Source organism: Pseudogemmobacter bohemicus (genome assembly GCF_003290025.1).
Lineage (GTDB): Bacteria > Pseudomonadota > Alphaproteobacteria > Rhodobacterales > Rhodobacteraceae > Pseudogemmobacter > Pseudogemmobacter bohemicus.
In genome coordinates this window covers 657,443-680,994 of record NZ_QNHG01000003.1, presented here as the reverse complement: position 1 = coordinate 680,994, position 23,552 = coordinate 657,443, and the positions used below count along the sequence as shown (strand labels likewise).

The 23,552-nt window shown below is 63.0% G+C and carries 24 protein-coding genes; 8 read left to right on the top strand and 16 right to left on the bottom strand.

What is annotated here, in order from left to right:
* Positions 1 to 87: 87 nt before the first annotated feature.
* The gene (locus DRF71_RS18160) at positions 88 to 2,394 is read right to left on the bottom strand and encodes a DNA topoisomerase IV subunit A (protein ID WP_112311925.1); all 2,307 of its coding nucleotides are present in this window, start codon (positions 2,392 to 2,394) and stop codon (positions 88 to 90) included.
* 153 nt (positions 2,395 to 2,547) lie between these two features.
* Between DRF71_RS18160 and DRF71_RS18155 the strand changes: the two genes are divergently transcribed.
* The 7 genes from DRF71_RS18155 to DRF71_RS18125 all read left to right on the top strand — a co-directional run bounded on the left by DRF71_RS18155 (position 2,548) and on the right by DRF71_RS18125 (position 7,940).
* A complete protein-coding gene (locus tag DRF71_RS18155; RefSeq protein ID WP_112311924.1) occupies positions 2,548 to 3,198 on the top strand; it encodes an SH3 domain-containing protein in 651 nt (216 codons plus the stop codon).
* 69 nt (positions 3,199 to 3,267) lie between these two features.
* Complete coding sequence (locus DRF71_RS18150; protein WP_112311923.1) at positions 3,268 to 4,095, top strand: SDR family NAD(P)-dependent oxidoreductase; 828 nt, start codon at positions 3,268 to 3,270, stop codon at positions 4,093 to 4,095.
* A 138-nt stretch (positions 4,096 to 4,233) separates the two neighbouring features.
* Positions 4,234 to 4,440: a twin transmembrane helix small protein gene (locus DRF71_RS18145; RefSeq protein ID WP_112311922.1), complete on the top strand. Its 207-nt coding sequence runs from the start codon at positions 4,234 to 4,236 to the stop codon at positions 4,438 to 4,440.
* A 47-nt stretch (positions 4,441 to 4,487) separates the two neighbouring features.
* Positions 4,488 to 5,090: a cob(I)yrinic acid a,c-diamide adenosyltransferase gene (locus tag DRF71_RS18140; RefSeq protein ID WP_112311921.1), complete on the top strand. Its 603-nt coding sequence runs from the start codon at positions 4,488 to 4,490 to the stop codon at positions 5,088 to 5,090.
* 163 nt (positions 5,091 to 5,253) lie between these two features.
* Complete coding sequence (locus DRF71_RS18135; protein ID WP_112312156.1) at positions 5,254 to 6,015, top strand: electron transfer flavoprotein subunit beta/FixA family protein; 762 nt, start codon at positions 5,254 to 5,256, stop codon at positions 6,013 to 6,015.
* On the top strand, positions 6,015 to 6,926 hold the full coding sequence (locus tag DRF71_RS18130; RefSeq protein WP_112311920.1) for an electron transfer flavoprotein subunit alpha/FixB family protein: 912 nt from the start codon (positions 6,015 to 6,017) through the stop codon (positions 6,924 to 6,926). The genes DRF71_RS18135 and DRF71_RS18130 overlap by 1 nt, the downstream gene beginning before the upstream one ends.
* A 138-nt stretch (positions 6,927 to 7,064) precedes the next feature.
* Positions 7,065 to 7,940, top strand: a complete 876-nt coding sequence (locus DRF71_RS18125) for a 3-hydroxybutyryl-CoA dehydrogenase (protein ID WP_112311919.1) — start codon at positions 7,065 to 7,067, stop codon at positions 7,938 to 7,940.
* Between the two features lie 22 nt (positions 7,941 to 7,962).
* Here the strand turns inward: DRF71_RS18125 and DRF71_RS18120 are convergent, their stop codons facing one another.
* The 15 genes from DRF71_RS18120 to DRF71_RS18050 form a co-directional block, all read right to left on the bottom strand.
* On the bottom strand, positions 7,963 to 9,396 hold the full coding sequence (locus DRF71_RS18120; RefSeq protein ID WP_112311918.1) for a mannitol dehydrogenase family protein: 1,434 nt from the start codon (positions 9,394 to 9,396) through the stop codon (positions 7,963 to 7,965).
* A gap of 1 nt (position 9,397) precedes the next feature.
* Complete coding sequence (locus DRF71_RS18115) at positions 9,398 to 10,171, bottom strand: L-iditol 2-dehydrogenase (RefSeq protein WP_112311917.1); 774 nt, start codon at positions 10,169 to 10,171, stop codon at positions 9,398 to 9,400.
* A complete protein-coding gene (locus DRF71_RS18110) occupies positions 10,168 to 11,163 on the bottom strand; it encodes an ABC transporter ATP-binding protein (RefSeq protein WP_112312155.1) in 996 nt (331 codons plus the stop codon). Before DRF71_RS18110 ends, DRF71_RS18115 begins: the two co-directional genes overlap by 4 nt.
* 8 nt (positions 11,164 to 11,171) lie before the next feature.
* Positions 11,172 to 12,002, bottom strand: coding sequence for a carbohydrate ABC transporter permease (locus tag DRF71_RS18105; RefSeq protein ID WP_112311916.1), 831 nt, complete (start codon positions 12,000 to 12,002; stop codon positions 11,172 to 11,174).
* Between the two features lie 3 nt (positions 12,003 to 12,005).
* Positions 12,006 to 12,878: a carbohydrate ABC transporter permease gene (locus DRF71_RS18100; protein WP_112311915.1), complete on the bottom strand. Its 873-nt coding sequence runs from the start codon at positions 12,876 to 12,878 to the stop codon at positions 12,006 to 12,008.
* 82 nt (positions 12,879 to 12,960) lie between these two features.
* Positions 12,961 to 14,274: an ABC transporter substrate-binding protein gene (locus DRF71_RS18095; RefSeq protein ID WP_112311914.1), complete on the bottom strand. Its 1,314-nt coding sequence runs from the start codon at positions 14,272 to 14,274 to the stop codon at positions 12,961 to 12,963.
* 129 nt (positions 14,275 to 14,403) lie between these two features.
* Entirely contained in the window at positions 14,404 to 15,360 is a 957-nt protein-coding gene (locus DRF71_RS18090; protein WP_112311913.1) for a sugar-binding transcriptional regulator, read from the bottom strand.
* Positions 15,357 to 16,049 (bottom strand): HAD family hydrolase, encoded by a 693-nt coding sequence (locus tag DRF71_RS18085; protein WP_112312154.1) that lies wholly within the window; start codon positions 16,047 to 16,049, stop codon positions 15,357 to 15,359. The genes DRF71_RS18090 and DRF71_RS18085 overlap by 4 nt, the downstream gene beginning before the upstream one ends.
* Positions 16,050 to 16,128: 79 nt before the next feature.
* Entirely contained in the window at positions 16,129 to 17,019 is an 891-nt protein-coding gene (locus DRF71_RS18080; RefSeq protein WP_408634550.1) for a lysophospholipid acyltransferase family protein, read from the bottom strand.
* 76 nt (positions 17,020 to 17,095) lie between these two features.
* The gene (locus tag DRF71_RS18075) at positions 17,096 to 17,365 is read right to left on the bottom strand and encodes an HPr family phosphocarrier protein (protein ID WP_112312152.1); all 270 of its coding nucleotides are present in this window, start codon (positions 17,363 to 17,365) and stop codon (positions 17,096 to 17,098) included.
* A gap of 22 nt (positions 17,366 to 17,387) precedes the next feature.
* Complete coding sequence (locus tag DRF71_RS18070) at positions 17,388 to 17,783, bottom strand: PTS sugar transporter subunit IIA (RefSeq protein WP_112311912.1); 396 nt, start codon at positions 17,781 to 17,783, stop codon at positions 17,388 to 17,390.
* Positions 17,780 to 18,718: an RNase adapter RapZ gene (gene rapZ, locus DRF71_RS18065; RefSeq protein ID WP_112311911.1), complete on the bottom strand. Its 939-nt coding sequence runs from the start codon at positions 18,716 to 18,718 to the stop codon at positions 17,780 to 17,782. The genes DRF71_RS18070 and rapZ overlap by 4 nt, the downstream gene beginning before the upstream one ends.
* Before the next feature lie 3 nt (positions 18,719 to 18,721).
* Entirely contained in the window at positions 18,722 to 19,153 is a 432-nt protein-coding gene (locus tag DRF71_RS18060) for an HPr kinase/phosphorylase (protein WP_112312151.1), read from the bottom strand.
* A 14-nt stretch (positions 19,154 to 19,167) separates the two neighbouring features.
* Positions 19,168 to 20,865 (bottom strand): sensor N-terminal transmembrane domain-containing protein, encoded by a 1,698-nt coding sequence (locus DRF71_RS18055; protein WP_112311910.1) that lies wholly within the window; start codon positions 20,863 to 20,865, stop codon positions 19,168 to 19,170.
* Positions 20,862 to 21,563: a response regulator transcription factor gene (locus tag DRF71_RS18050; RefSeq protein ID WP_112311909.1), complete on the bottom strand. Its 702-nt coding sequence runs from the start codon at positions 21,561 to 21,563 to the stop codon at positions 20,862 to 20,864. The genes DRF71_RS18055 and DRF71_RS18050 overlap by 4 nt, the downstream gene beginning before the upstream one ends.
* A gap of 348 nt (positions 21,564 to 21,911) precedes the next feature.
* Here DRF71_RS18050 and DRF71_RS18045 point away from each other — a divergent pair, with 348 nt between their 5' ends.
* Positions 21,912 to 23,507 carry a phosphoenolpyruvate carboxykinase gene (locus DRF71_RS18045; RefSeq protein WP_112311908.1) on the top strand — a complete coding sequence of 532 codons (1,596 nt, stop codon included), beginning with the start codon at positions 21,912 to 21,914 and terminating at the stop codon, positions 23,505 to 23,507.
* Positions 23,508 to 23,552: the final 45 nt, after the last annotated feature.

The window sequence follows — 23,552 nt, the reverse complement described above, 5'->3', positions numbered from 1 at the left end:
GGCAAACCCTGACGCACCGTCCCGGCCAGAAGCCAAATTCCTTCAAAGGAATTTGCCCGGAATTTTACAAAATTCCGGGCGTCGCGCTCAGTTGAAACGGTTGTCGCGAGGGAAGCCGCGCGGGGCCATCTTGCCGGTTCCCGCCCTGGCGCCGATCCATTCGCTCAGATCGGTCTCCAGCCTCGTCCGGCCCGCCGGATCCTTCCAGCTCAGCCCATCGGCGAGGGTGAAGGTGATCGCGTCCGAGAGGCCGCCATCCTTGTACTTCTGCAGCCGGACGCCCTTGCCTTTCGCCATTTCCGGCAGCTGCACCAGCGGGAAGACGAGGAGCTTGCGGTTCTCACCCACCACCGCGACGTGATCGCCGCTGATCTTGCGGCAAATTGCGGATTTCACGCCGTCTCTCACCGTCAGCACCTGCTTGCCCGCCTTGGTTTGCGCCAGCAATTCCTCGGCCGGCACCACAAAACCATCCCCTGCCGTCGAGGCGAGCATGTATTTCTCGCCCGGACGGTAGAGGATCAGATCGGTGATATCGGTGTCATTCGCCAGATCGACCATCAGGCGCACGGGTTCCCCCATACCGCGCCCGCCCGGCAGATTGGCCCCGATCAGGGTGAAGAAGCGACCATTCTCGGCAACCAGCAGGATCTTGTCGGTGGTCTCGGCATGAAAGGCGAAACGCGGCCCGTCGCCATCCTTGAACTTCTGCTCCGCCGCCAGATCGACATGGCCCTTCATCGCCCGGATCCAGCCCATTTTCGAGCAGATCACCGTGATCGGCTCGCGCTCGATCATCGCCTCAAACGGCACTTCCTCGACCGCCGCCGCATCCGCAAATGTCGTGCGACGCGCGCCCTGGGCCCAGCCTTTGCCGAATTTCAGCCGGATCTCTTCGAGCTCCTGGCCGATGCGCTTCCATTGCTTTTTATCCGAGGCCAGCAAGTCCGCCAGCCCCGCCCGCTCGGCGATCAGCGCATCCCGCTCGGCGCGCAGCTCCATCTCCTCAAGCCTGCGCAAAGACCGCAGGCGCATGTTCAGGATCGCCTCAGCCTGCACCTCGGTCAGATCACCCGGCGCGCGGGGCTTCGGCGCCACATAGTCTTTCTCGGACAGCGCGCGCGCGAAAGTTCCGCCCCAGATCTCGGCCATCAGGGCGGATTTCGGGTCGCCGTCATAGCGGATGATGTCGATCACCCGGTCGAGGTTCAGATAGGCGATGATGAAGCCTTCCAGCACCTCAAGCCGGTGGTCGATCTTTTCGATCCGGTGGGTCGAGCGACGCCGCAGCACCTCACGCCGGTGATCCAGAAAGGCCCGCAGCACCTCTTTCAGCGAACAGACCCTCGGCACGCGACCGTCGATCAGCACGTTCATGTTCAGGCTGAACCGGGTTTCGAGATCCGAGTTGCGGAACAGCATCCCCATCAGCATCTCGGGATCGACATTGCGGGCGCGCGGTTCCAGCACGACGCGGACATCCTCGGCGGATTCGTCGCGCACATCGGCCAGCAGCGGCACCTTTTTCAGGTGAATCACCTCGGCCAGTTTCTCAATGAGCCTGGATTTCTGTACCTGATAGGGGATCTCGGTGACGACGATCTGCCAGGCGCCACGGCCCAGATCCTCGATTTCCCATTTCGCCCGGATGCGGAAGGCGCCGCGCCCGCTGGCATAGGCTTCGCGCATCGACTCTTTCGGCTCGACGATCACGCCGCCGGTCGGGAAATCGGGGCCAGGAATATGTTCCATCAGCCCGTCAATGTCGATTTCCGGATTTTCCAGCATCGCATGGCAGCCCCGGATCAGCTCATCCAGGTTATGCGGCGCGATATTGGTCGCCATGCCGACCGCGATCCCCGACGACCCGTTCGCCAGCAGGTTCGGGAAGGCCGCCGGCATCACCACCGGCTCTTCCAGCGTGCCGTCGTAATTCGGGCGGAAATCAACCGCGTTTTCGGCAAGCCCCTCCATCAGGGTCTCGGCCAGGGCGGTCAGACGTGCCTCGGTATAGCGGGACGCCGCCGGGCTGTCGCCGTCGATATTGCCGAAATTGCCCTGACCATCGACCAGCGGGTAGCGGACGTTGAAATCCTGCGCCAGCCGCGCCATCGCGTCATAGATCGCGCCATCGCCATGCGGGTGATAATTGCCCATCACATCGCCAACGATCTTGGCAGATTTTCGGAACCCCCCGGTCGCGGTCAGCTTCAGCTCGCGCATCGCATAAAGGATTCGCCGGTGGACCGGCTTCAGCCCGTCGCGCGCATCCGGCAGCGCCCGGTGCATGATGGTCGAAAGCGCATAGGTCAGATACCGCTCACCAATGGCCCGAGACAGCGGCTCGACGGCGGTTTCACCCAGGGATTTGTTATCTTCATCTTCGTCGGACATGCATCTTGTCTAGGCCGCGTCCCCTGTCGGGTCCAGAGGGTTTCGCGCAACAGCGGGCGGCGCCATCATGGCCTGCGGATTTTACCCCTGATTTTCTGTCGCGACCTGTGCTAGACAGAGGCTCTGCTGCTGCCAAATTCCGAAAGTCTGCCGATGTTGCGCTATGTGTTGCCGCTTTCTGCGGCTATGTTCGTCACGTTGCTGGTCGCCGGCGAGGATAAGGGCCAGATGCGCCCCGGCCTCGCCCGGGCGGTCGCCTCCGGTGATCAGATCGTGATGGTGACCCGCACCTTCTCGCCGACCGTCACTGTGGCGGCCGAACCCGAGCGTGTACAGCTGACCGCCACCGACCTGCCGCCACCGGTCGAACTGGCCGCAGCGCCCACGGTCGCCGGCGTTCCGAAGGCAGAGCCGCCGGTTCCGGAATCGAAACCGGTCTTCACCCTTTCGTCGCTGCCCGATCCAAGCGGTGATCGCGCAGAGATCGACCCGGCTGCAACCGATGCGGCTGCGCCCGAAGCCTCGCTTTACGCCGATCCGACCGATGGCGGCGCCCTGTCGCCCGATCCGGCATCCGATGCGTTGGCCGATACCGGCATGGCCGGCGATATCCGCACCGTTTCGGCCAGCTCGGTCAATGTCCGCCTCGGCCCGTCGACCGACACATCGGTGGTCGGGCGCCTCTCGCAGGGCGAAAGCGTGCGCATCCTCGGCGCGGTCGATTCGGAATGGGTCGAAGTGCTGATCGAAGGCGACGGTGTCTCGGGTTATGTCGCCTCGCGCTTTCTGACCGCCGGCTATTGACCACCTGATCTTCATTTGACGCTGCCCGGTCTTTGCCCCTAAGGCTTTGGGAAAAAGACGGGCAGCACCATGGACAGATCGATTCTCATCACCGGATGTTCCTCCGGCATCGGGCTTGATGCCGCGAAGGGCATGAAAGCGCGCGGCTGGCGGGTCTTTGCCACCTGCCGCCAGGAGGCGGATTGCGAGCGGCTGCGCGAACAGGGATTCGAGAGTTTCCGCCTCGACTATGCCGATGAGGCCAGCATCGCGAGTGCCATCGACGAGATTCAGGAGCGGAATGGCGGTCGGCTGGGCGCGCTCTTCAACAATGGCGCCTTTGCCTGTCCCGGCGCGGTCGAGGATCTGCCGCGCGGCGCCCTGCGCGAGATTTTCGAGGTCAATCTCTTCGGCTATCACGACCTGACCCGCCGGGTGATCCCGCTGATGCGGGCAGCTGGTGAGGGGCGGATCGTCAACTGCTCCTCGGTGCTGGGGCTGGTGCCGATGAAATGGCGCGGCGCCTATGTGGCGACGAAATTCGCCATGGAAGGGATGACCGATGTGCTGCGGCTGGAAATGCGCGGCACCGGTATCGGGGTGGTGCTGATCGAGCCCGGCCCCGTCACCTCGCGCATCCGAGAGAACTCAATCCCGCATTTCGAGAAATGGATCGACTGGGAGAATTCCGCGCGCTCTGACGAATATCGCGGGCTGTTGCACCGGCTTTACGAATCGAAAAACGCACCTGACCGCTTTGAACTGCCCCCTTCGGCGGTGACTGCGGTGCTGGTGAAAGCGGTGGAAAAGCCGCGCCCGAAGGCCAGGTATTATGTGACCAAAGCAACATATCTGATGGCCTTCGCGCGCTGGTTGCTGCCGCGCCGGATGCTCGACTGGCTGATCGCCAAGGGATAAGGCAGCAGTTTCACCCTTCGCATTCCGGCCCGGGCGCTCTAATCTCGGCGCAGAGCCGGGCCCTGTTCCCTGGCCGGTAGCAGACCCGCCCCTGTCGGATTTCCGCAGACCGGCCGGGCGCGAAGAAGGAGCGCGATCATGCTGAGAGACCCCCTTTTCCTGCTGGCAGCCTTTGCTGCGCTTGCGGTGGCCGCAATCCTCATCTTCGGCATCGGCACCTTCGCAAAGGGCGGTGAATTCAACCGCCGCAATGCCAATAAGATCATGCGCTGGCGGCTGATCGCGCAATTCATCGCGGTGATCGTGCTGGTGGCCTTTGCCTGGTTCCGGCGCTCGGGCGGCTGAGGCGGCGCGCGGTCACAGGGATTTCACGGCGAATTTACGGAGGGAAAATGGTCGTTCTTTCAAAGATTTACACGCGCACCGGCGACAAGGGCGAGACCGCGCTGTCGAATGGTGCGAGGGTTCCGAAACATTCGGTCCGCGTCTCGGCCTATGGCACAGTGGATGAGACGAATGCGACCGTCGGCCTCGCGCGGCTGCATGCCGGGGGCGACGTGGCACAGGCGCTGGCACGGATTTCGAACGACCTCTTCGATCTCGGCGCCGATCTCGCGACGCCCGACCGGCATCTGGATGACACGCTGTCTTACACGCCGCTGCGGATGATCGCCCCCCAGGTGGAGCGGCTGGAGCGGGAAATCGACGGGATGAATGCGCGGCTGACGCCGTTGCGCAGTTTTATCCTGCCGGGAGGCTCGGCGCTGGCGGCGCAGCTGCATCTGTGCCGCACGGTCTGCCGCCGGGCCGAGCGGCTGGCGGTCGAGCTGGCAGGCGATGAGGATGTCAATCCCGAGGCCGTTCGCTATCTGAACCGTCTGTCGGACTGGTTCTTCGTGGCAGGCCGCATCGCCAATGACGACGGCAAATCCGACGTGCTTTGGGTCCCCGGGCTGACCCGCGATGCGGATAAATCCGGTGATGCGGCAGTCTGATCGCCATCACCGCGCATCTGATCGAAAATTCGCATCAGTAACACGACGTAGTGCGTCCTGGACCTGTCGCTTTTTGCTGTAGAATCATTTCCCCCTGCGATAACACTCCTGCCGGGAGCTTGTGAGGGGCGTGCGAACGCCCCCAGAAATGGAGATGAGCCGCATGAAGGTCCTGGTACCTGTCAAACGGGTGATTGACTACAACGTTAAGGTTCGCGTTAAGGCGGACGGCTCGGGCGTCGATCTTGCGAATGTGAAGATGTCGATGAACCCGTTTGACGAGATCGCGGTGGAAGAGGCGATCCGTCTGAAGGAGAAGGGGATTGCGACCGAGGTTGTCGTGGTCTCGATCGGCGTCAAACAGGCGCAGGAGACCTTGCGGAATGCGCTGGCGATGGGCGCGGACCGGGCGATCCTGATCGAGGCCGCCTCGGATGTGCATACCGATATCGAGCCGCTCGCGGTGGCGAAGCTGCTGGCAGCGGTGGTGAAGGAAGAGGCCCCCGGCCTCGTTCTGGCCGGCAAGCAGGCGATTGACAACGATATGAACGCGACCGGCCAGATGCTGGCGGCGCTGCTTGGTCAGGCCCAGGCAACCTTCGCCTCGGAACTGGTGATTGAGGGCGGCAAGGCGAAAATCACCCGCGAGGTTGATGGCGGGTTGCAGGTCATCGAGGTCAGCCTGCCGGCGGTCGTCACCGTCGATCTGCGCCTGAATGAGCCGCGTTATGCGTCGCTCCCGAATATTATGAAGGCCAAAGCCAAGCCGCTGGCGGTGAAGACCCCGGCTGATTATGGCGTCGATGTCAGCCCGCGCCTGACGGTCGTGAAGACGACGGAGCCGGCCGGCCGCAAGGCGGGGGTGCGTGTTGCCTCGGTCGATGAGCTGGTGGCGAAACTCAAAGATGAAGCGGGGGTGATCTGATGGCTGTTCTCCTGATTGCCGATGTGAACGAGGGCCAGCTTGCCACCGATTCGGTTGCCAAAGCCCTAACGGCGGTGAAATCCCTGGGCGAGGTGCATCTTCTGGTCGCCGGCCCGTCGGCTGCGGCCCAGGCAGCTGCAAAGCTGGAAGGCGTCACCAAAGTCCTGAATGCCAGTGATAACAATGGCCTGGCCGAGCCCATGGCGGATCTGGTGGTTGGCCTGGCCGGCGCCTACAGCCATATCGCGGGCGCAGCGACAGCCTATAACAAGAACATCCTGCCGCGGGTTGCGGCGCTTCTGGATGTGATGGTGCTCTCGGATGTGACCGCCGTTATCGATTCTGAAACCTTTGAGCGGCCAATCTATGCTGGCAATGCGATCCAGACGGTGAAATCTTCGGACGCGAAGAAGGTCTTTTCGGTGCGCACGGCAGCCTTCGCGGCGGCGGGCGAAGGGGGTTCGGCCCCGGTTGAGGCGGCTGCGGATGCAGCGGCGACCGGTCTGTCGGGCTTTGTCGAAAACCGGGTGGCGGCTTCGGACCGGCCAGAGCTGACCTCGGCGAAGATCGTCGTGTCGGGCGGGCGCGGCGTCGGATCCAAGGAAAGCTTCGCGGTGATCGAAAAGCTCGCCGACAAGCTGAACGCAGCCGTGGGCGCCAGCCGCGCGGCGGTCGACTCGGGCTATGCACCGAATGACTGGCAGGTCGGCCAGACCGGCAAAGTCGTGGCGCCGGATCTTTACGTCGCCATCGGCATTTCGGGCGCGATCCAGCACCTTGCCGGGATGAAAGACTCCAAAGTCATCGTCGCAATCAACAAGGACGAAGAGGCTCCGATCTTCCAGGTCGCAGATTACGGCCTCGTCGGCGACCTCTTCACCCTGGTCCCGGAACTCACCGAAAAAGTCTGAGCCGCAAGGCAAGAGCAGGTATAAAGGGCGCCTTTCGGGCGCCCTTTTCCGTTTGATAAACCGTGCGGTGCCGCGGCAGGGATTGCCCCGGCTGGCCCCCGCGCCTAATCTCTCAGCCGCAACAGCAAGAGGCTCATCATGGATATCCGTTCGGTCGGCATCGTAGGCGCGGGGCAGATGGGCAATGGCATCGCGCATGTTTTCGCGCTTGCCGGCTATGATGTGCTGCTGAACGATATCAGCGAGGACTCGCTGCAAAAGGCCGTAGCCACCATCGACCGCAATCTTGAGCGGCAGGTCTCGCGCGGGAAGGTCTCGGCCGAGGACAAACAGGCCGCGATGGGCCGTATCCGCACCACCATGACACTCGCCGATCTGGGTCCCTCCGACCTCGTGATCGAGGCCGCGACCGAGCGGGAGACCGTGAAACAGGCCATTTTCGACCAGCTGCTGCCGCATCTGAAGCCAGAAACCATCCTGACCTCGAACACCTCTTCGATCTCGATCACCCGGCTTGCCTCGCGTACCGACAGGCCCGAGAAATTCATGGGCTTCCACTTTATGAACCCGGTTCCCGTGATGCAGCTGGTCGAGCTGATCCGGGGTATTGCCACCGACCAACCCACCTATAGCGCGCTGCATGCGGTGGTAGAAAAGCTTGGGAAAACAGCCGCTTCGGCCGAGGATTTCCCCGCCTTCATCGTGAACCGCATTCTGATCCCGATGATCAACGAGGCGGTCTATACGCTTTATGAAGGCGTCGGCAATGTGCGCTCGATTGACGAGGCGCTCAAGCTTGGGGCCAATCACCCGATGGGGCCGCTGGAACTGGCCGATTTCATCGGGCTGGACACCTGCCTGGCCATTATGAATGTGCTTTATGACGGGCTCGCCGATACCAAATACCGCCCCTGCCCGCTTTTGACCAAATATGTCGAGGCCGGCTGGCTGGGCCGCAAATCGCAGCGCGGTTTCTATGATTATCGCGGCGAGGTGCCGGTTCCGACCCGCTGATCCGGCACCCGACCGTGCCCCCTCAGGGCCGGCCGAGATAGTCCGACAGCGTCGCGCGGGTGCCTTCGGACCAGAGCTGCCGCAGCCGGCGCGCGAAAGCCTCTGCAAAACGCGGGTCTGCACCTGTTTCACCATAGATCGCGCGCTGTGCCAGCCAAAGCTCCGGCTGCGCACGCGCCTGCACCGCCAGCGCCGTCAGGCGCTCCCAGTCAGGATCATTCGGCGAGATCACCGCACCGCCATCCGTCACCCCGGCGCAATAGCGACACCAGAGCGCCGAGACCAGCGCCAGCCCCTCGACCGGCCCGCCCAGAGCCAGCGCATCCCGCAGCGAGGGGATGATGAATTTCGGCTGCCGGTTTGATCCGTCCAGACAGAGCCGCCGCGTGGTATCCGCCACCTCGGGGTTCGAAAAGCGGCTCCGGATCACCTGATAATAGCCGGCAATATCCGTCTCGGGCACCGGGGCCACATAGGGCACCACCTCTTCCGCCTCGACCTTGTCCAGGAAGCCGAGGATCAGCGGATCGGCCATCGCCTCATGCACAAACGCGATATCCATCAGCCCGCCAGGATAGGCGATGATCGCGTGACCGCCATTCAGGATGCGGATCTTCATCATTTCATAGGCATGGACCTCGGTGCTGAAGGTCACGCCGACCCTCTCCAGCGCCGGGCGGCCGGCGGGGAAGTGATCCTCGACCACCCATTGCCGGAAAGGCTCGCAGGTGACCGGCACCGGGTCATCAAGGCCGAAACGTGCCGCCATCTCGCGTTCGCGCGGGCCGGTGGCGGGGGTGATGCGGTCGACCATCGCATTCGGAAAGGCGACGCTGGCGTCGATCCAGGCGGCAAGGTCGGGATCCGAGAGCCGCGCCAGCCCCACCACCGCATTGCGGGTAACCTGGCCATTCCCCGGCAGATTGTCGCAGCACATCACGGTAAAGGGCGCGACCGCAGCCGCGCGCCGGGCCTTCAGTGCCGCGATGATGGCGCCGAAGGCGGTGGCCGGCGCCCCGGGCCGCGCCGCATCCGCCAGGATCGCCGGCGCGGTGGGATCAAAGGCGCCGGTGGCTGCGTCGATGAAATACCCCCCCTCGGTCACGGTCAGCGAGACGATGCGAATCTCCGGCCGCGACATCGCCGCGATCAGGCTGGCATTCCCGGGCTCGACCGGCAGGAAATCAACCATCGAGCCGATGCGGCGGCAGCTGCGACCCTCCGGGTCCAGCTCGATCACGGTGGAAAGGCAATCCTGCGCCAACAGCGCCTCGCGCATCGCCGCATCGGGGGCACGTACGCCGGCGCCGATGATTGCCCAGTCATGGCTCAACCCCTGGCTGAACAGATCATCCAGATAGACCGCCATATGGGCCCGGTGAAAATTCCCCAACCCGATATGGACGATGCCGGGGGTCAGGCTTTTGCGGTCATAGCGGGGAAGTTCGACACTCATGTCATGCCATCCAGTTGCCGCCGTCCACGCCGAAGCATTGGGCGGTGATGTAATCGGCCTCCGGCGTGGCGAGGAATACCGCCATGCCAGTCAGATCTGCGGCGGTGCCCATCCGCCCGAAGGGCACAGCGGCGCCCACCTCGGCCTTTTTCTGGCCCGGTGCCTTGCCCTCATATTTCGCGAAGAAGGCATCCACCCCGTCCCAATGCTCGCCATCGACCACGCCGGGGGCGATGGCGTTGACGGTGATGCCATGGGCGATCAGGTTCAGCCCGGCGCTTTGGGTCAGGCTGATAACGGCGGCCTTGGTCGCGCAATAGACCGCCACCAGGCTCTCCCCCCGCCGCCCGGCCTGCGAGGCCATGTTGATGATACGCCCCCCCTGCCCTTGTGTGATCATCTGACGCGCCGCTGCCTGCATCGGGAACAGCGTCCCAGCCACATTGACCGAGAACAGCCGGTCATAATCCTGGCGGGTGATTTCCGTGATCGGCGCAGCCGAGAACAAGGCCGCATTGTTGATCAGGATATCGAGCCCGCCCATCGCCGCCACGGCCTGGGCAAAACCGGCATCAATACTGGCCTCATCTGTCACATCCATCCCCACCGGCACCGCCTGCGGGCCAAGCGCGCGCGCCGCCGCTGTGACGGCGCGCTCATTGATATCGGCCAGCGCCACCATCGCGCCTTCGGCGATATAGGCGCGGGCGAATTCCAGCCCGATGCCGCGCGCCGCGCCGGTGATCAGCGCCCGTTTGCCTGCAAGCCGCATCAAAGCGCCAGCCCGGCATGGTCAAAGCGGTAGAGTTTGCCCTCCTGCGGCGTGAGGCTGACCCGGTCGCCGTGATGCAGCGCCTTTTCGCCCGAGACCCGCACGGTCAGCTCGCCCGCCTCCTCGGTCATCACCTTGAGAAAGGTGTCGGAACCGAGATGTTCAGCGAGGCCGACAATGCCGTTCCAGCGGCCGCCCTCGCGCAGGTCCACATGTTCGGGGCGGATGCCGAGCGTGGTGCAGCCCTCGCGCGCCGCCTCGGCGCCGGTGATGAAATTCATCTTGGGGCTGCCGATGAAGCCCGCGACGAACAGGTTCTTCGGGCTGCGATACAGCTCCAGCGGCGATCCGACCTGTTCGATGCGACCCGCATTCAGCACCACGATCTTGTCGGCCATGGTCATCGCCTCGACCTGGTCATGGGTGACATAGATCATCGTAGTCTTAAGCGTCTGGTGCAGCTCGGAAATCTCCTGCCGCATGGTGACGCGCAAAGCCGCATCCAGGTTGGAAAGCGGTTCGTCGAACAAAAACGCCGCCGGTTCGCGCACAATGGCGCGGCCAATGGCTACACGCTGGCGCTGCCCACCGGAGAGCTGACCCGGGCGGCGGTCGAGATAGTTGGAAAGATTCAGCACCTTTGCCGCCTGCTCGACCTTCGCATTCTGCTGCTCCTGGCTGAGACCGGCCATTTTCAGCGGAAAGGCGATATTTTTCCGCACCGTCATATGCGGGTAAAGCGCATAAGACTGGAACACCATCGCAAGGCCCCGCTGGCCCGGTGCGGTCTCGGTCGCGTCCTTGCCGTCGATCACGACCTGGCCCGAGGAAATATCCTCCAGCCCCGCGATCAGCCGCAGCAAAGTCGATTTGCCACAGCCCGAAGGCCCGACGAACACAACGAATTCACCGTCATTGATGGTCAGATCCAGCGGCGGAATGACATTCACTTCGCCGAAGGATTTCGTGACTGCGGAAAGAGTAATCTGTCCCATCATTTACCTCACTTCACCGCGCCAAAGGTCAGGCCGCGGACGAGTTGTTTCTGGCTGAACCAGCCGAGGATCAGGATCGGCGCAATGGCCATGGTCGAGGCCGCCGAGAGTTTTGCGTAGAAGAGCCCTTCGGGGCTGGAATAGCTGGCGATGAACTGCGTGAGCGGCGCCGCGTTCTTTGTGGTCAGCTGCAGCGTCCAGAAAGCCTCATTCCAGGCGAGGATGATGTTCAGAAGCATGGTCGAGGCGATCCCCGGCACCGCCATCGGCGTCAGCACATAGAGGATCTCGTTTCGCAGGCTGGCGCCGTCCATCCGCGCGGCTTCAAGGATCTCGCCGGGGATTTCCTTGAAATAGGTGTAAAGCATCCAGACCACGATCGGCAGGTTGATCAGGGTCAGCACGCCCACCAGACCGATGCGGCTGTCGAGCAGACCGAAATCGCGGAACAAGAGGTAAAGCGGCACCAGCACGCCGACCGCCGGCATCATCTTGGTCGAAAGCATCCACATCAGCAGGTCTTTGGTGCGTTTGCCGGGGACGAAAGCCATCGACCAGGCCGCCGGGATCGCGATCACCAGCGCCAGCACGGTAGAGCCCAGCGAGATGATCACCGAATTCATAAAATGCAGGAAGTAATTCGAGCGCTCCTGCACGACATGATAGCTTTCCATCGTCCAGCCCGAACTCAGCACCGCCAGCGGCGATTTGATCGCGTCCCCCTCGGTCTTGAACGAGAGGATGATGATCCAGAGGATCGGGAAGAAGATCAGGAAACCGATGGTCCAGGCCGCCACGGTGACGACCCATTTGCGGGCGGGGCTTGTGTTGCGCGCCATCGCTCAGGTCTCCAGATTCTTGCCGATCATCCGCATCAGGAAGATCGCAACGATATTGGCCAGGATGACCGCGATGATGCCGCCCGCCGCACCGCCGCCCACATCGAAGGACAAAAGCGACTGCGAATAGACGAGGAACGGGAGATTGGTCGATGCCGTTCCCGGCCCGCCATTGGTTGTCACCAGGATCTCGGCAAAGACCGAGAGCAGAAAGATCGTCTGGATCAGGATCACGACCGTGATCGAGCGCGTCAGATGCGGCAAAGTCAGGTGCCAGAAACGGCTGCCCCAGCCGGCACCGTCCATTTCGGCGGCCTCCATCTGTTCGCGGTCAAGGCTTTGCAGCGCGGTCAGCAGGATCAGCGTGGCAAAGGGCAGCCAGGACCAGGCGACGATCAGGATGATCGAGGCCAGCGGCGCCTGCGACAGGAAATCAAAAGGCTGCAACCCGACCGCCTTGAACATATGGGCGAACATGCCGTTGACGGGGTTCATAAACATGTTCTTCCAGACCAGCGCCGCGACAGTGGGCATCACGAAGAAAGGCGCGATCACCATGACCCGCACAATCCCCTGGCCCCTGAACGGCTGGTCCAGCAGCAAAGCCAGGGCGATGCCGCCGATCACCGTAATCGCCAGCACGCCCAGGACGAGTAAGAGCGTGTTGATCAGCGCCGGCCAGAAAGCGGGCTGGGTGATGAAATAGTAATAATTGTCAAAGCCGGTCCATGTCTCCATCCCCGGCATAAGCAGGTTGTAGCGCAGGAAACTGAAGTAAAGCGTCATGCCCAGCGGCACGATCATCCACAAAAACAAAAGGATAACCGCCGGAGAAACCATAAGACGCGCAGCCGTTCGGGACTGTTCGGTCGCCATGATCTGGTCCTGAAACTCGGGGGAAAAGGTGGCGGGACTGCGAAGGAGAGGAGCAGCCCCGCCCGGAGGATTCGTTAACAGATCACTTGATATAGCCCGCGCGGGTCATCTCGGTGGTGGTGAAGGCCTGGGCCTTGGCCAGCGCGCCTTCGGCCGTATCCGACCCTGCCAGCGCCGCCGAGAACATCTGTCCCACAGCTGTTCCGAGGCCCTGGAATTCCGGGATCGCCACGAATTGCACGCCGACATAGGGCACCGGATCGACCGCCGGAAGGGTCGGGTCGGCCGCATTGATCGACTCGAGCGTCATCTTCGCGAACGGCACTTTCTGATATTCCGGATTGTCGTAAAGCGACTGACGGGTGCCGGGGGGGACATTTGCCCAGCCTTCTTTTTCGGCCACCAGAGCGAGGTATTCCTTGCTGGTCGCCCAGGCGACAAAGGCTTTCGCGGCCTCTTCCTTCTGCGTGCCCGCAGGGATCGCGAGGTTCCAGGCCCAGAGCCAGTTGCCGCGTTTCCCCAGCCCGTTATCCGGTGCCAGCGCGAAGCCGACCTTGTCGGCCACGGTCGACTCTGCGGCATTGGTCACAAAGCTCGCCGCGACGGTTGCGTCGATCCACATGCCGCATTTGCCCTGCTGGAACAGCGAGAGGTTCTCGTTGAAACCGTTATTCGAGGCGCCGGGCGGGCCATAATTGTTCATCAGGTCAAGATAGAAGGTCAGCGTATCGGCCCAGGGCTTCTGGTCGAATTGCGGCTTCCAGTCCATGTCGAACCATTTGGCGCCGAAGCTGTTCGACATGGCCGAAAGGAAGGCCATATTCTCGCCCCAGCCGGCCTTGCCACGCAGGCAGATGCCGTAAACCTCATTCGGCTTATCGGTCATCGCGGCGGCGGCTTCTTTGATGAAGGTCCAGGTCGGCGCCTCGGGCATGGTCAGCCCGGCCTTCTCCATCAGATCGGTGCGATACATCACCATCGAGCTTTCGCCGTAGAACGGCGCGGCGATCAGGTTGCCATCAACCGTCAACCCGCCGCGAATGGCCGGCAGCAGGTCATCGACATCGTAATCGGCGGGCAGATCGTTCAGCGGCACCAGCCAGCCCTGCTTGCCCCAGATCGGCGCCTCATAGGTGCCGATGGTCATCACGTCGAACTGGCCGCCTTTGGTCGCCACATCGGTGGTGACGCGCTGGCGCAGAACGTTTTCCTCCAGCGTCACCCAATCGACCTTGATATCGGGGTGTTTGGCGTAAAATGCATCCATCAGACCCTGCATGCGGATCATGTCGCCATTGTTCACGGTGGCAACGGTGATGGTGGTTTCGGCCATGGCAGCCCCCGAAAGGGCGAGCGCGACCGTCGCGCCAAACATGGCGCGGTGCGACAGTTTCATTGATCTTCCTCCCTGTCTGCGCCTGAACCGCCCGCATGAGCAATTCATCGCAATGCGGTCAATTGCTCACAACAAGACGGGATTCGTCAATCCCCTTCCTGCGCCGCAGCTGCGAGGGTCAGAGGGGGATCAGGGGCGGGACAGCAGCGCCTCGGCCGTGGGGGCGTCTGTCACCAGGCCGTTGATAATACGGGATTTCAGCGCGGCATGGATGCCCGGCACCTTGGATGCGCCTGCAGCAATGCCGATGGCGGGGCGGGACAGGTCCGGCTCGACCCGGACCCCGCCGGTGCGGGTATTGATGCCGAAATCGAGATAGCGCCCCTCTGAGTCGAAGACCCAGCCGGCGATTTCACCCGCCGCTCCGGCGGCCTGCATCTCGCGCAATTCCGCCGCGCTGACGAAGCCATCCATCTGCAAGGGCGCGTCCTCCGACATCTGGCCGACGCCGACAAAGACCACATCCGCCGCCCGCGCCAGTTCCAGCACCCGCTGCACGGGGGCAAGCGCGTGGAACCCGGCCCGCTCGGCCGCGGTCGGAGAGACCACCGGCACCAGCATCGGATAATGCGGCGCCATCACCCGGTCGGCCAGCCGCATCACCACGTCGAAGAAACTCGCCGAGCCATCGGGGGCGATATTGCCGATCAGCGAGACCAGCCGGTGCTGCGGCGCAGCCAGCGGCTCCAGCGCTTCGACAAGGGCCCGCAGCGCGCGGCCGGTACCGAAGCCGATGGTCAGCGGCGCGGCGCTGCGCAGGATGCGCTCCAGCTCGGCCGCCGCCGCCCCCGCGATACCAGCGGCAGGGTCCGCCCCGGGCCCGAGCCCCGGCACCACCCGGCAGATCGACAGGCCAAACCGCTGTTTCAGCCGCGCCGCCAGATCCATCGAGGCGCCGATCGGGTGGTTCAGCCGCACCTGGATCAGCCCTTCGGCCATGGCGCGGCTGACAAGGCGCTGCGCGCGCTGGCGCGAAATGCCCAGCTCGCTCGCAATCTGGTCCTGGGTCATGCCGCCGACATAATAGAGCCAGCCGGCGCGGGCGGCATCGTCAAGCAGGCTCGGCTCGGTATCGGCGCGGCTCATGGCTGTCTCCTCAAGGCCGACCTCCTCAATGCTGGCGCAATGTCAAAAAACCGGGCGAAATCGTCAAAACGGCGCGCCGGGCGGGCGTCTTCGGGTTCTTCCGGCGTCTGAGGCCCCATATGGCTGCCGCCGGTAAAACGCCAGACCTCCATGCCCGCCGCTTTAGCCGCACGCAAGCCCGTCAGGCTGTCTTCGATCACCAGACAGGCGCCAGGGTCAGCCCCCATCCGGGTCGCCGCGTGCAAGAATAGATCCGGCGCGGGCTTGCCTCGCGCCACTTCACTGGCGGTAAAGGTCACCGGGCCCAGCCGGGCCCAGAGCCCCACCAGCCGCAGCGAGGTCTCGACACGGCGCGGGCTGGACGAGGTCGCGACGCAGACCGGCAGCGCCAGCTGATCCAGCATCGTGGTGACGCCGGGCATGACCCGCAGATCGCGGGCAAAAGCCGCCAGCAGCGCCTCGCGGTAGCCGGTCTCGAAATCCTGCGGCAGGTCGAGGCCGAAATCCTGCCGGATCGTCGCCATCACCGTCGGATAGCTGCGCCCCAGAAAGTGGCGCGCGACGTAAGGAAGGTCGATCTGCACCCCAAGCGCCGCCAGCTCAGAAACCAGCATCCGCGCGCTGATGATCTCACTGTCGATCAGCACACCGTCACAATCGAGGATCAGAAGCTCTGGAGAGATGGTCATCATGCCCCGCCGTGGAACCGGAGCATATCTTACCCATTCCGGCGCAGGCCGAAAGCCCGGGCCTCAGCACCGCGTCTTCTCAGCGCTGTTTGCCCAGAGCCAGCGTATGTGCGCGCAGCCAGGCCAGAAAACCGCGCGGATTGCCATCCCATTTCTTCAGCTCATCCGCCGGGATCGGCTCGCCGATATAGGGGCGCTGCGGCTTGAACAGTGCGCGCCTGATCTCGCGCAGCAAAAGCCCCTGGCGGAGCGTGTCCGAAAGCTTGTTCGCGATCAGGAAGCTGCGGCTGTTCTGGCCCGGGAAGAAGATCGGCAGAATGGTGGCGCCGGTCGATTTCACGATCTTATGGGTAAAGACGTTCCATTCCGCCTCGATTGCGGGGCCGAAATATGTCTCGGACATCGCAACCTTGCCGGCCGGGAAAAGGATGATGACGCCGCCATTTTTCAGCTGGGCCAGCGTCTCGTTGCGCATTTTCAGCCCCTCTTCGCGCGCATTTTCCTCATGCGGGAAGGGGACGGGGATCATAAATTCCTCGACCTCGGGGATACCGGTCAGCAGGGACCGGGTGAGGATTTTGAAATCGGGGCGCACGCGCGTGATCATCTCGGCCATGATCATGCCATCGACCAGACCCGAAGGATGGTTCGCCACCACCACGACCGGGCCGGTTTTCGGGATGCGGGCGATTTCCTCGGGCGGCGTGTCGATCCGGATCCCCATATGGCGGATCGCCTTGGGCCAGAACGGTGCCCCAAAGGGCGCGCCGGATTTTTCAAAGCTGCGGATCAGCCGCAAAAGCCGGATCTTGGCCGTCAGCCATTCAATCGCGCGAATCGTATTCGCCTTGAACGGGTTGCGGAAGGTGCCCGCATAGGACAGCCGGCGCATGTCATAGGGTTTATCCACCTGCCCCCGCGACTTGGCCGGAGTGGCATTCTGGGTGGCGGACTGGCTTTGCTCGGTCACGAAGCGACGATCCTCAGCGTGTGCGTCCCGGAACCGGCCCGAAAATCGGACCCCTCATTCCAGGAACACGAGGCTCTCAATAGTCCTCTCCGAAGCGCCCGGCAACCAGAGCCTCCAGCGCATCGGCAAGTTTCTCCGCCTCGGCCCCCGATGTCGTCACGTCAATCGAGGTCCCGCGCGAGGCGGCCAGCATCAGAAGACCCATGATCGAATCCCCCGACACTTCCATCCCGTCCTTGGCAACGAGGGCGCGGGCATCATGCGCCTCGACCGTTTCGACGAATTTCGCCGAGGCCCGTGCATGCAGCCCCTTCTCATTGACGATCTTCAAAGTCCGCAAGAGCAAATCCTCTGGTGGCAGAACCGCCTCAGATCCCGCCGCCGAGATCAAGGCTGTTGATATATTTGCGGCCGGCATCCAGCGCCATCGAAACCGCCTCCGGCACCGGAAGATCCCGCGATTTCGCCAGTTTGATCAGCATCGGCAGGTTTGCGCCATAGAGAATGCGCCGCCCCGAGGCCGTACAGGCCGGCAAGGACAGGTTCGAGGGCGAGCCCCCGAACATATCCGTCACCACCACCACGCCTTCGCCGGTATCGACCGAATTGGCGGCGGCGATGATCTCGGCCTGTTTGGCATTGCGGTCATGGTCGTCTTCGATCGCAATGGCGATCATACCGTCCTGAGGGCCGACAACATGCTCGACCGCGGAAAGATATTCCCGCGCCAGACCGCCATGTGCGACGATTACAATCCCGATCAAACCACCGACACCTTGTCAGCTGGGCCAGGCATTTCGCCGGCCTTGCGTTCCAGTTCCCTGTGCCGTTTTGACACTGGCCAGCCGGCCTGCGCAAGGGCACTGCCCATCAATTCCACCATAGCAACCGATCTGTGCTGGCCGCCGGTGCAGCCAAAGCCGATTGCAAGATGCGCCTTGCCCTCATCGACCTGGGCCGGAAGCAGAAATTCCGTCAGATCACGCACCCGGTCAAGGAAAGGTGCAAAATTCGGATCCTGCGCCAGAAACGACTGCACGTCGTGGTCGCGCCCGTCCAGCGCGCGCAAGGCGGGGTTCCAGTGCGGGTTTTTCAGAAAGCGGCAGTCGAACACCATATCCACCCCGCGCGGCAGCCCGCGCCGGTAGCTGAAACTTTGCAGCGAGACGGCGAGGCGGCCGGATTTATCCGGCTCGAACCAGCGTTTGATCTCGGCTTTCAGATCATGGGGCGACAATTCGGTGGTGTCGATCAGCAGATCGGCCCTGACCCGGATCGGGGCCAGCAGGTCAAATTCGCGTGCGATGCCTTCGGCCGGGGTCTCATCCGTGGCCAGCGGGTGGCGACGGCGGGTCTCGGAATAGCGGCGGATCAGTTCGGGCGTGGCGCAATCCAGATAGAGCACCATCAGCGAGACCTCGGGCGCGCGCATCATGGTGTCGATCAGCTCGATCAGCGCGGTGGCATTGAAGTCGCGATTGCGCACATCAAGGCCAAGCGCGATGGGACGGTCGGGAGGCGTTCCCTCCAGAAGTCGCGGGATCAGGCTGAGCGGGATATTGTCGATGGTCTCATAGCCGATATCTTCCAGCACACGGATCGCCGTGGTCCGCCCGGCACCCGACGGGCCGGTCACAAGGACCAGTCTGAATTCCCGGGGCGCATCACCCCCGGAACAGGCCGCCGAAGAGGCATCCATGGCTCACTCCTGCCGCGCGCCCGTCATCAGGGCGAGCAATCCTTCGGCAAGATGGGGATTTTGCGACCGCAGCACAAGCGGCAGTTCATATCCAGGTAAACTGGTGTGGCGCAGCGGCGGCACTCGCCTGGTCTCGGTCTCGCCCAGATCGACCACCAGCGCCAGCGGCACCGGGCCCGAGGGCTCTACCCGCAGGATGCCGATGCCCCGCGCCTCGATCAGCCCGCGAATCGCATCCGCCGGGCAGGAAATCTCGACCCCCGTGCCGGTATCGGTCAGCGCCGTGCGGTCATCCGAGACCAGCCGCGCGCCATAAGCCATCAGTTTCAGCGCCAGTGAGGATTTCCCCGACCCGGCAGGGCCAAGGATCAAAAGCCCTCTGCCCGCGATCGCAACCGAACTGGCATGCAGGATCTGCGCCGCCTTCACAGCCATCGTCACAACCGTCATCACACCGGCAGGCCGACCACGAAACGCGCCCCCAGCGGTTCCGAATTCGGATCGGCATTCGGGTGGCGGATGTTTTCGGCCCAGATCACGCCGCCATGCGCCTCGACGATCTGTTTCGAGATAGACAGGCCGAGGCCGGAATTATTGCCGAAATGGGTTTCCGGACGGTCGGAGTAAAAGCGTTTGAACACTTTGGTCAGCGCCTGTTCCGGGATGCCGGGGCCGGTATCCTCGACCACGATCAGCACACGGTTCTCCCGCTGACGCGCCCAGACCCGCACCGCATCGCTTTGCTCGCAAAAGGAAATCGCATTGGTGATCAGGTTGACAAAGACCTGGGCCAGCCGCGCCTCAAGCCCGCGGACCACAATCTTGCCCTGCGGCAGATCGGTCAGGAAATCGACACCTTTTTCCGCCGCCTGATCGCCCAGATATTGCGTCAGATTGGTCAGGGTCTGGACGAGGTCGAACTCCTCCTCCTCTTCCTTGACCAGTTCCGAATCCAGCCGCGAGGCATTGGAAATGTCACTCACCAGCCGGTCGAGCCGCCGCACATCATGCTCGATCACATCCAGCAGCTTCTCGCGATGCTCTTCTTTTTTGACAAAGCGCAGCGAGCCGACTGCCGAGCGCAGCGAGGCCAGCGGGTTCTTGATCTCATGCGCCACATCGGCGGCAAATTGTTCATTGGCATCAATGCGGTCGTAAAGCGCCGCCACCATGCCGCGCATCGCGACCGAAAGCCGCCCGATCTCATCGGGACGCGCCGCGAGATCCGGAATCCGCACGCGGCCGGGCGAGACCTTGCCACCATCCGAGCCGCGCCCGATCTCGGCCGCCGCCGCCAGATCGGAAAGCGGATTGGCGATGGTCGAGGCCAGCACCAGCGACAGGCCGATGGACACCAGCAGCGCCACGATAAAGACCTGCAGCACCTGTTCCCGCTCGTATCGCACCAGGCGGTCGATCTCACCCGCCGCCGAGGTCAGCACGAGGACCGAACGCAACTCGCCCGCCACCGCAACCGGCGTGGCGACCGAAAACACCTTGCCGCCCTCGACACCAAGCCCGGTCGAAGAGGCCGTTTGCCCCGCCATCGCCGCAGGCAACAGTTTGCGCGCCAGCGTGGCGCTGTCTTCGCCCTCAAGCCGGGTGCGACCCAGCGAAAGCACCACCGAAACCCCGTCCCAGACCGAGTTCAGGAAATCGGTGATCACCGTCGGGCGCCCACTGACCAGATTGCTGTCCGGCCCGGTACGGGTGGCGAGAATGCTGCCCTGGGGGTCAAAGACAAAGGCAACCACGCCCGGCGCCAGATCGACCCGGCCAAGCGCGGTGGAGTAATCATAGGGCGCATCCGGGTTGGCCTGACTGGCCCCGAACACGCCCGAAATCAGCCGCGCCTCGCGCACGAGACCGGCCTCGCGGCTGACCACCAGGCTGTCGCGGAACGGATTCAGGAACAGCACCCCCGCCACCAGGATGATCAGCGCCATCAGGTTGAAAATGATGATCTTTCGCGCCAGAGGGCTGCGGTTCAGCGCCACAAGGCCGCCAATCGGGCGGGCCTCGCGCTGATCATCGGGGATGCTGTCGGGCGAGACCCAGTCCTCGCCCAAAAGGACCTGCCCCCCGCGCCGACGGGTGCCGGGGCGGGGGTTGCGGTTGTCAGAACCAAGGCGCGGCGAGGCTGTCATTCTTCGTTGTAGCGATAACCGATGCCGTAAAGCGTTTCGATGGCCGAGAACTCTTCATCAACCGAGCGCATCTTCTTACGCAACCGCTTGATATGGCTGTCGATGGTGCGGTCATCGACATAGACCTGATCGTCGTAAGCCACGTCCATCAGCTGATCGCGCGACTTCACGAAACCCGGACGCTGCGCCAGCGCCTGGAGCAGCAGGAACTCGGTCACGGTCAGCGAGACGTCGCGACCCTTCCAGCTGACCGCATGCCGCAAGGGATCCATCCGGAGCTCACCGCGCTCGATCACCTTATTCTCTTCCGAGACCGGTGCATCCGAGGCGACGCCCGCATCCTGACGGCGCAAAAGCGCCCGGATGCGTTCGACCAGCAGCCGCTGCGAGAAGGGCTTTTTGACGTAATCGTCGGCCCCCATCCGCAGCCCCAGCACCTCGTCGATCTCGTCATCCTTCGAGGTAAGGAAGATCACCGGCATCGCGGTCTTCTGCCGCAGGCGCTGCAAGAGATCCATCCCGTCCATGCGGGGCATCTTGATATCAAGAACCGCCATGTCGGGCATGCGGCGATTAAATGCGTCCAGGGCCGACTGGCCGTCAGTATAGGTTTCGACTTCAAACCCCTCGGCTTCGAGGGTCATCGAGACGGACGTCAGAATGTTCCTGTCGTCGTCCACCAGGGCGATGCGCGACATAATGTATCCTGCTCTGTTTCTTATCAGGATATAATCCCCAAAGCGCGCCCCGGAATCAACAGGAAACGAATCACCCACCCGTTCCGGCGGGGGAAAGCCCTGCGAAATTGTGGCAGCATGGCGAAATTGCCTCACTGTGGGCAAGCCGCCGCCACTGGTTGCGCTAACCTGTGTATGGTTGCGCTAACTCCCTGAAAGGTTGCTGTTTTCCTCTATAGACCGCGTGTTATAGGCGCCCTGAGGGCAGTACAAACGGATAGGGTTTGCCCTTGCGCCCAAGGCCCGGGCGCAGTTTCAACCAAGGCCGCGCCAGGTGCGCGGCGACCGGAGCTTGGCACGGATATGACTATGAACGGACGCGTGAACCCAAAACGCACTCTGGAACACCAGGGCATCAGCGGTGCTGGTACTGTTCATTACAACTATCGCGAACCCGCACTTGTCGAAGCCGCGGTCGCCCGTGGCGAGGGCCATATCGGCAAAGGCGGCGCCTTCCTCTGCACGACAGGGAAATTTACCGGCCGCTCGCCCAAGGACAAATTCGTGGTCCGCACGGCTTCGACCGAAGACACCATCTGGTGGGAAAACAACGCGCCGATGGCGCCCGAGGCCTGGGCTTTGCTCAAGGCCGACATGCTCGATCACCTGAAGGGGCGCGAGCTTTTCGTCCAGGATCTCTTTGCCGGCGCTGACCCGGCGCATCGCGTCGATGTGCGGATGGTGACCGGGCTTGCCTGGCACAACCTCTTCATCCGCCATCTGCTGCGCCGTCCCGAAGCCACCGAGCTGGACAGCTTCGAGCCGGAATGGACGATCATCAACCTGCCCTCCTTCAAGGCAGACCCTGCACGTCACGGCACCCGCTCTGACACCGTGATCGCGCTGAACTTCGATGAAAAGACCGTGCTGATCGCCAATACCGAATATGGTGGCGAGAACAAGAAATCGGTCTTCACCATTCTGAACTACCTGCTGCCGGAAAAAGGCGTGATGCCGATGCATTGCTCGGCCAATCACGCGATCGGCAATCCGGAAGACACCGCCGTCTTCTTCGGCCTCTCGGGCACCGGCAAGACCACGCTTTCGGCCGATCCCTCGCGGATCCTGATCGGCGATGATGAGCATGGCTGGTCCGATACGGGCACCTTCAATTTTGAAGGCGGCTGCTATGCCAAGACGATCAACCTCTCGGCCGAGGCCGAACCGGAGATCTACGCGACCACCCACCGTTTCGCGACCGTGGTGGAGAATATGGTCTGGGACCCCGAGACGTTCGAGCTCGATTTCGAAGACAATTCGCTCACCGACAATATGCGCTGTGCCTATCCGCTGGATTACATCTCGAACGCTTCGGTGACGGGGCTGGGCGGGATGCCGAAGAATGTGGTGATGCTGACCTGTGACGCGTTCGGCGTGCTGCCGCCGATCTCGCGGCTGACACCCGCGCAGGCGATGTATCACTTCCTCTCGGGCTTCACCTCGAAAACCCCGGGGACCGAGCGTGGTGTGGTTGAGCCGACGCCGACCTTCTCGACCTGTTTTGGCGCCCCCTTCATGCCGCGCCGGCCCGAGGTTTATGGCAAGCTGCTGCAGGAAAAGATCGCGCGTTTCGGCGCCTCGTGCTGGCTGGTGAATACCGGCTGGACCGGCGGCAAACATGGAACCGGCCGGCGGATGCCGATCAAAGCCACCCGCGCGCTGCTGACGGCGGCGCTGGATGGTTCGCTGGGCCAGGTGCAGTTCCGCAAGGATCCGAATTTCGGTTTCGAGGTTCCGGTCGATGTGCCCGGCGTTGATCCGGTGCTGCTGAACCCGCGCGAGACCTGGGCCGATAAGGCCGCCTATGACGCGCAGGCCCAGGTGCTGGTCGGCATGTTCTCGAAGAATTTCGGCCAATATGTCGAACATATCGACGCCGATGTGCGCGCCGCCGCGATTGGCTGAAATATTCGATAAGTGAAATCAGAACCGTCCGGGAACGCTGTTTTC

Bases quoted from the DNA above. Each gene is read 5' to 3' on its own strand.
- DRF71_RS18160 (WP_112311925.1), bottom strand. From the start codon at position 2,394: ATGTCCGACGAAGATGAAGATAACAAATCCCTGGGTGAAACCGCCGTC.
- DRF71_RS18155 (WP_112311924.1), top strand. From the start codon at position 2,548: ATGTTGCGCTATGTGTTGCCGCTTTCTGCGGCTATGTTCGTCACGTTG.
- DRF71_RS18150 (WP_112311923.1), top strand. From the start codon at position 3,268: ATGGACAGATCGATTCTCATCACCGGATGTTCCTCCGGCATCGGGCTT.
- DRF71_RS18145 (WP_112311922.1), top strand. From the start codon at position 4,234: ATGCTGAGAGACCCCCTTTTCCTGCTGGCAGCCTTTGCTGCGCTTGCG.
- DRF71_RS18140 (WP_112311921.1), top strand. From the start codon at position 4,488: ATGGTCGTTCTTTCAAAGATTTACACGCGCACCGGCGACAAGGGCGAG.
- DRF71_RS18135 (WP_112312156.1), top strand. From the start codon at position 5,254: ATGAAGGTCCTGGTACCTGTCAAACGGGTGATTGACTACAACGTTAAG.
- DRF71_RS18130 (WP_112311920.1), top strand. From the start codon at position 6,015: ATGGCTGTTCTCCTGATTGCCGATGTGAACGAGGGCCAGCTTGCCACC.
- DRF71_RS18125 (WP_112311919.1), top strand. From the start codon at position 7,065: ATGGATATCCGTTCGGTCGGCATCGTAGGCGCGGGGCAGATGGGCAAT.
- DRF71_RS18120 (WP_112311918.1), bottom strand. From the start codon at position 9,396: ATGAGTGTCGAACTTCCCCGCTATGACCGCAAAAGCCTGACCCCCGGC.
- DRF71_RS18110 (WP_112312155.1), bottom strand. From the start codon at position 11,163: ATGGGACAGATTACTCTTTCCGCAGTCACGAAATCCTTCGGCGAAGTG.
- DRF71_RS18105 (WP_112311916.1), bottom strand. From the start codon at position 12,002: ATGGCGCGCAACACAAGCCCCGCCCGCAAATGGGTCGTCACCGTGGCG.
- DRF71_RS18100 (WP_112311915.1), bottom strand. From the start codon at position 12,878: ATGGCGACCGAACAGTCCCGAACGGCTGCGCGTCTTATGGTTTCTCCG.
- DRF71_RS18095 (WP_112311914.1), bottom strand. From the start codon at position 14,274: ATGAAACTGTCGCACCGCGCCATGTTTGGCGCGACGGTCGCGCTCGCC.
- DRF71_RS18090 (WP_112311913.1), bottom strand. From the start codon at position 15,360: ATGAGCCGCGCCGATACCGAGCCGAGCCTGCTTGACGATGCCGCCCGC.
- DRF71_RS18085 (WP_112312154.1), bottom strand. From the start codon at position 16,049: ATGACCATCTCTCCAGAGCTTCTGATCCTCGATTGTGACGGTGTGCTG.
- rapZ (WP_112311911.1), bottom strand. From the start codon at position 18,718: ATGGATGCCTCTTCGGCGGCCTGTTCCGGGGGTGATGCGCCCCGGGAA.
- DRF71_RS18060 (WP_112312151.1), bottom strand. From the start codon at position 19,153: ATGGCTGTGAAGGCGGCGCAGATCCTGCATGCCAGTTCGGTTGCGATC.
- DRF71_RS18055 (WP_112311910.1), bottom strand. From the start codon at position 20,865: ATGACAGCCTCGCCGCGCCTTGGTTCTGACAACCGCAACCCCCGCCCC.
- DRF71_RS18050 (WP_112311909.1), bottom strand. From the start codon at position 21,563: ATGTCGCGCATCGCCCTGGTGGACGACGACAGGAACATTCTGACGTCC.
- DRF71_RS18045 (WP_112311908.1), top strand. From the start codon at position 21,912: ATGAACGGACGCGTGAACCCAAAACGCACTCTGGAACACCAGGGCATC.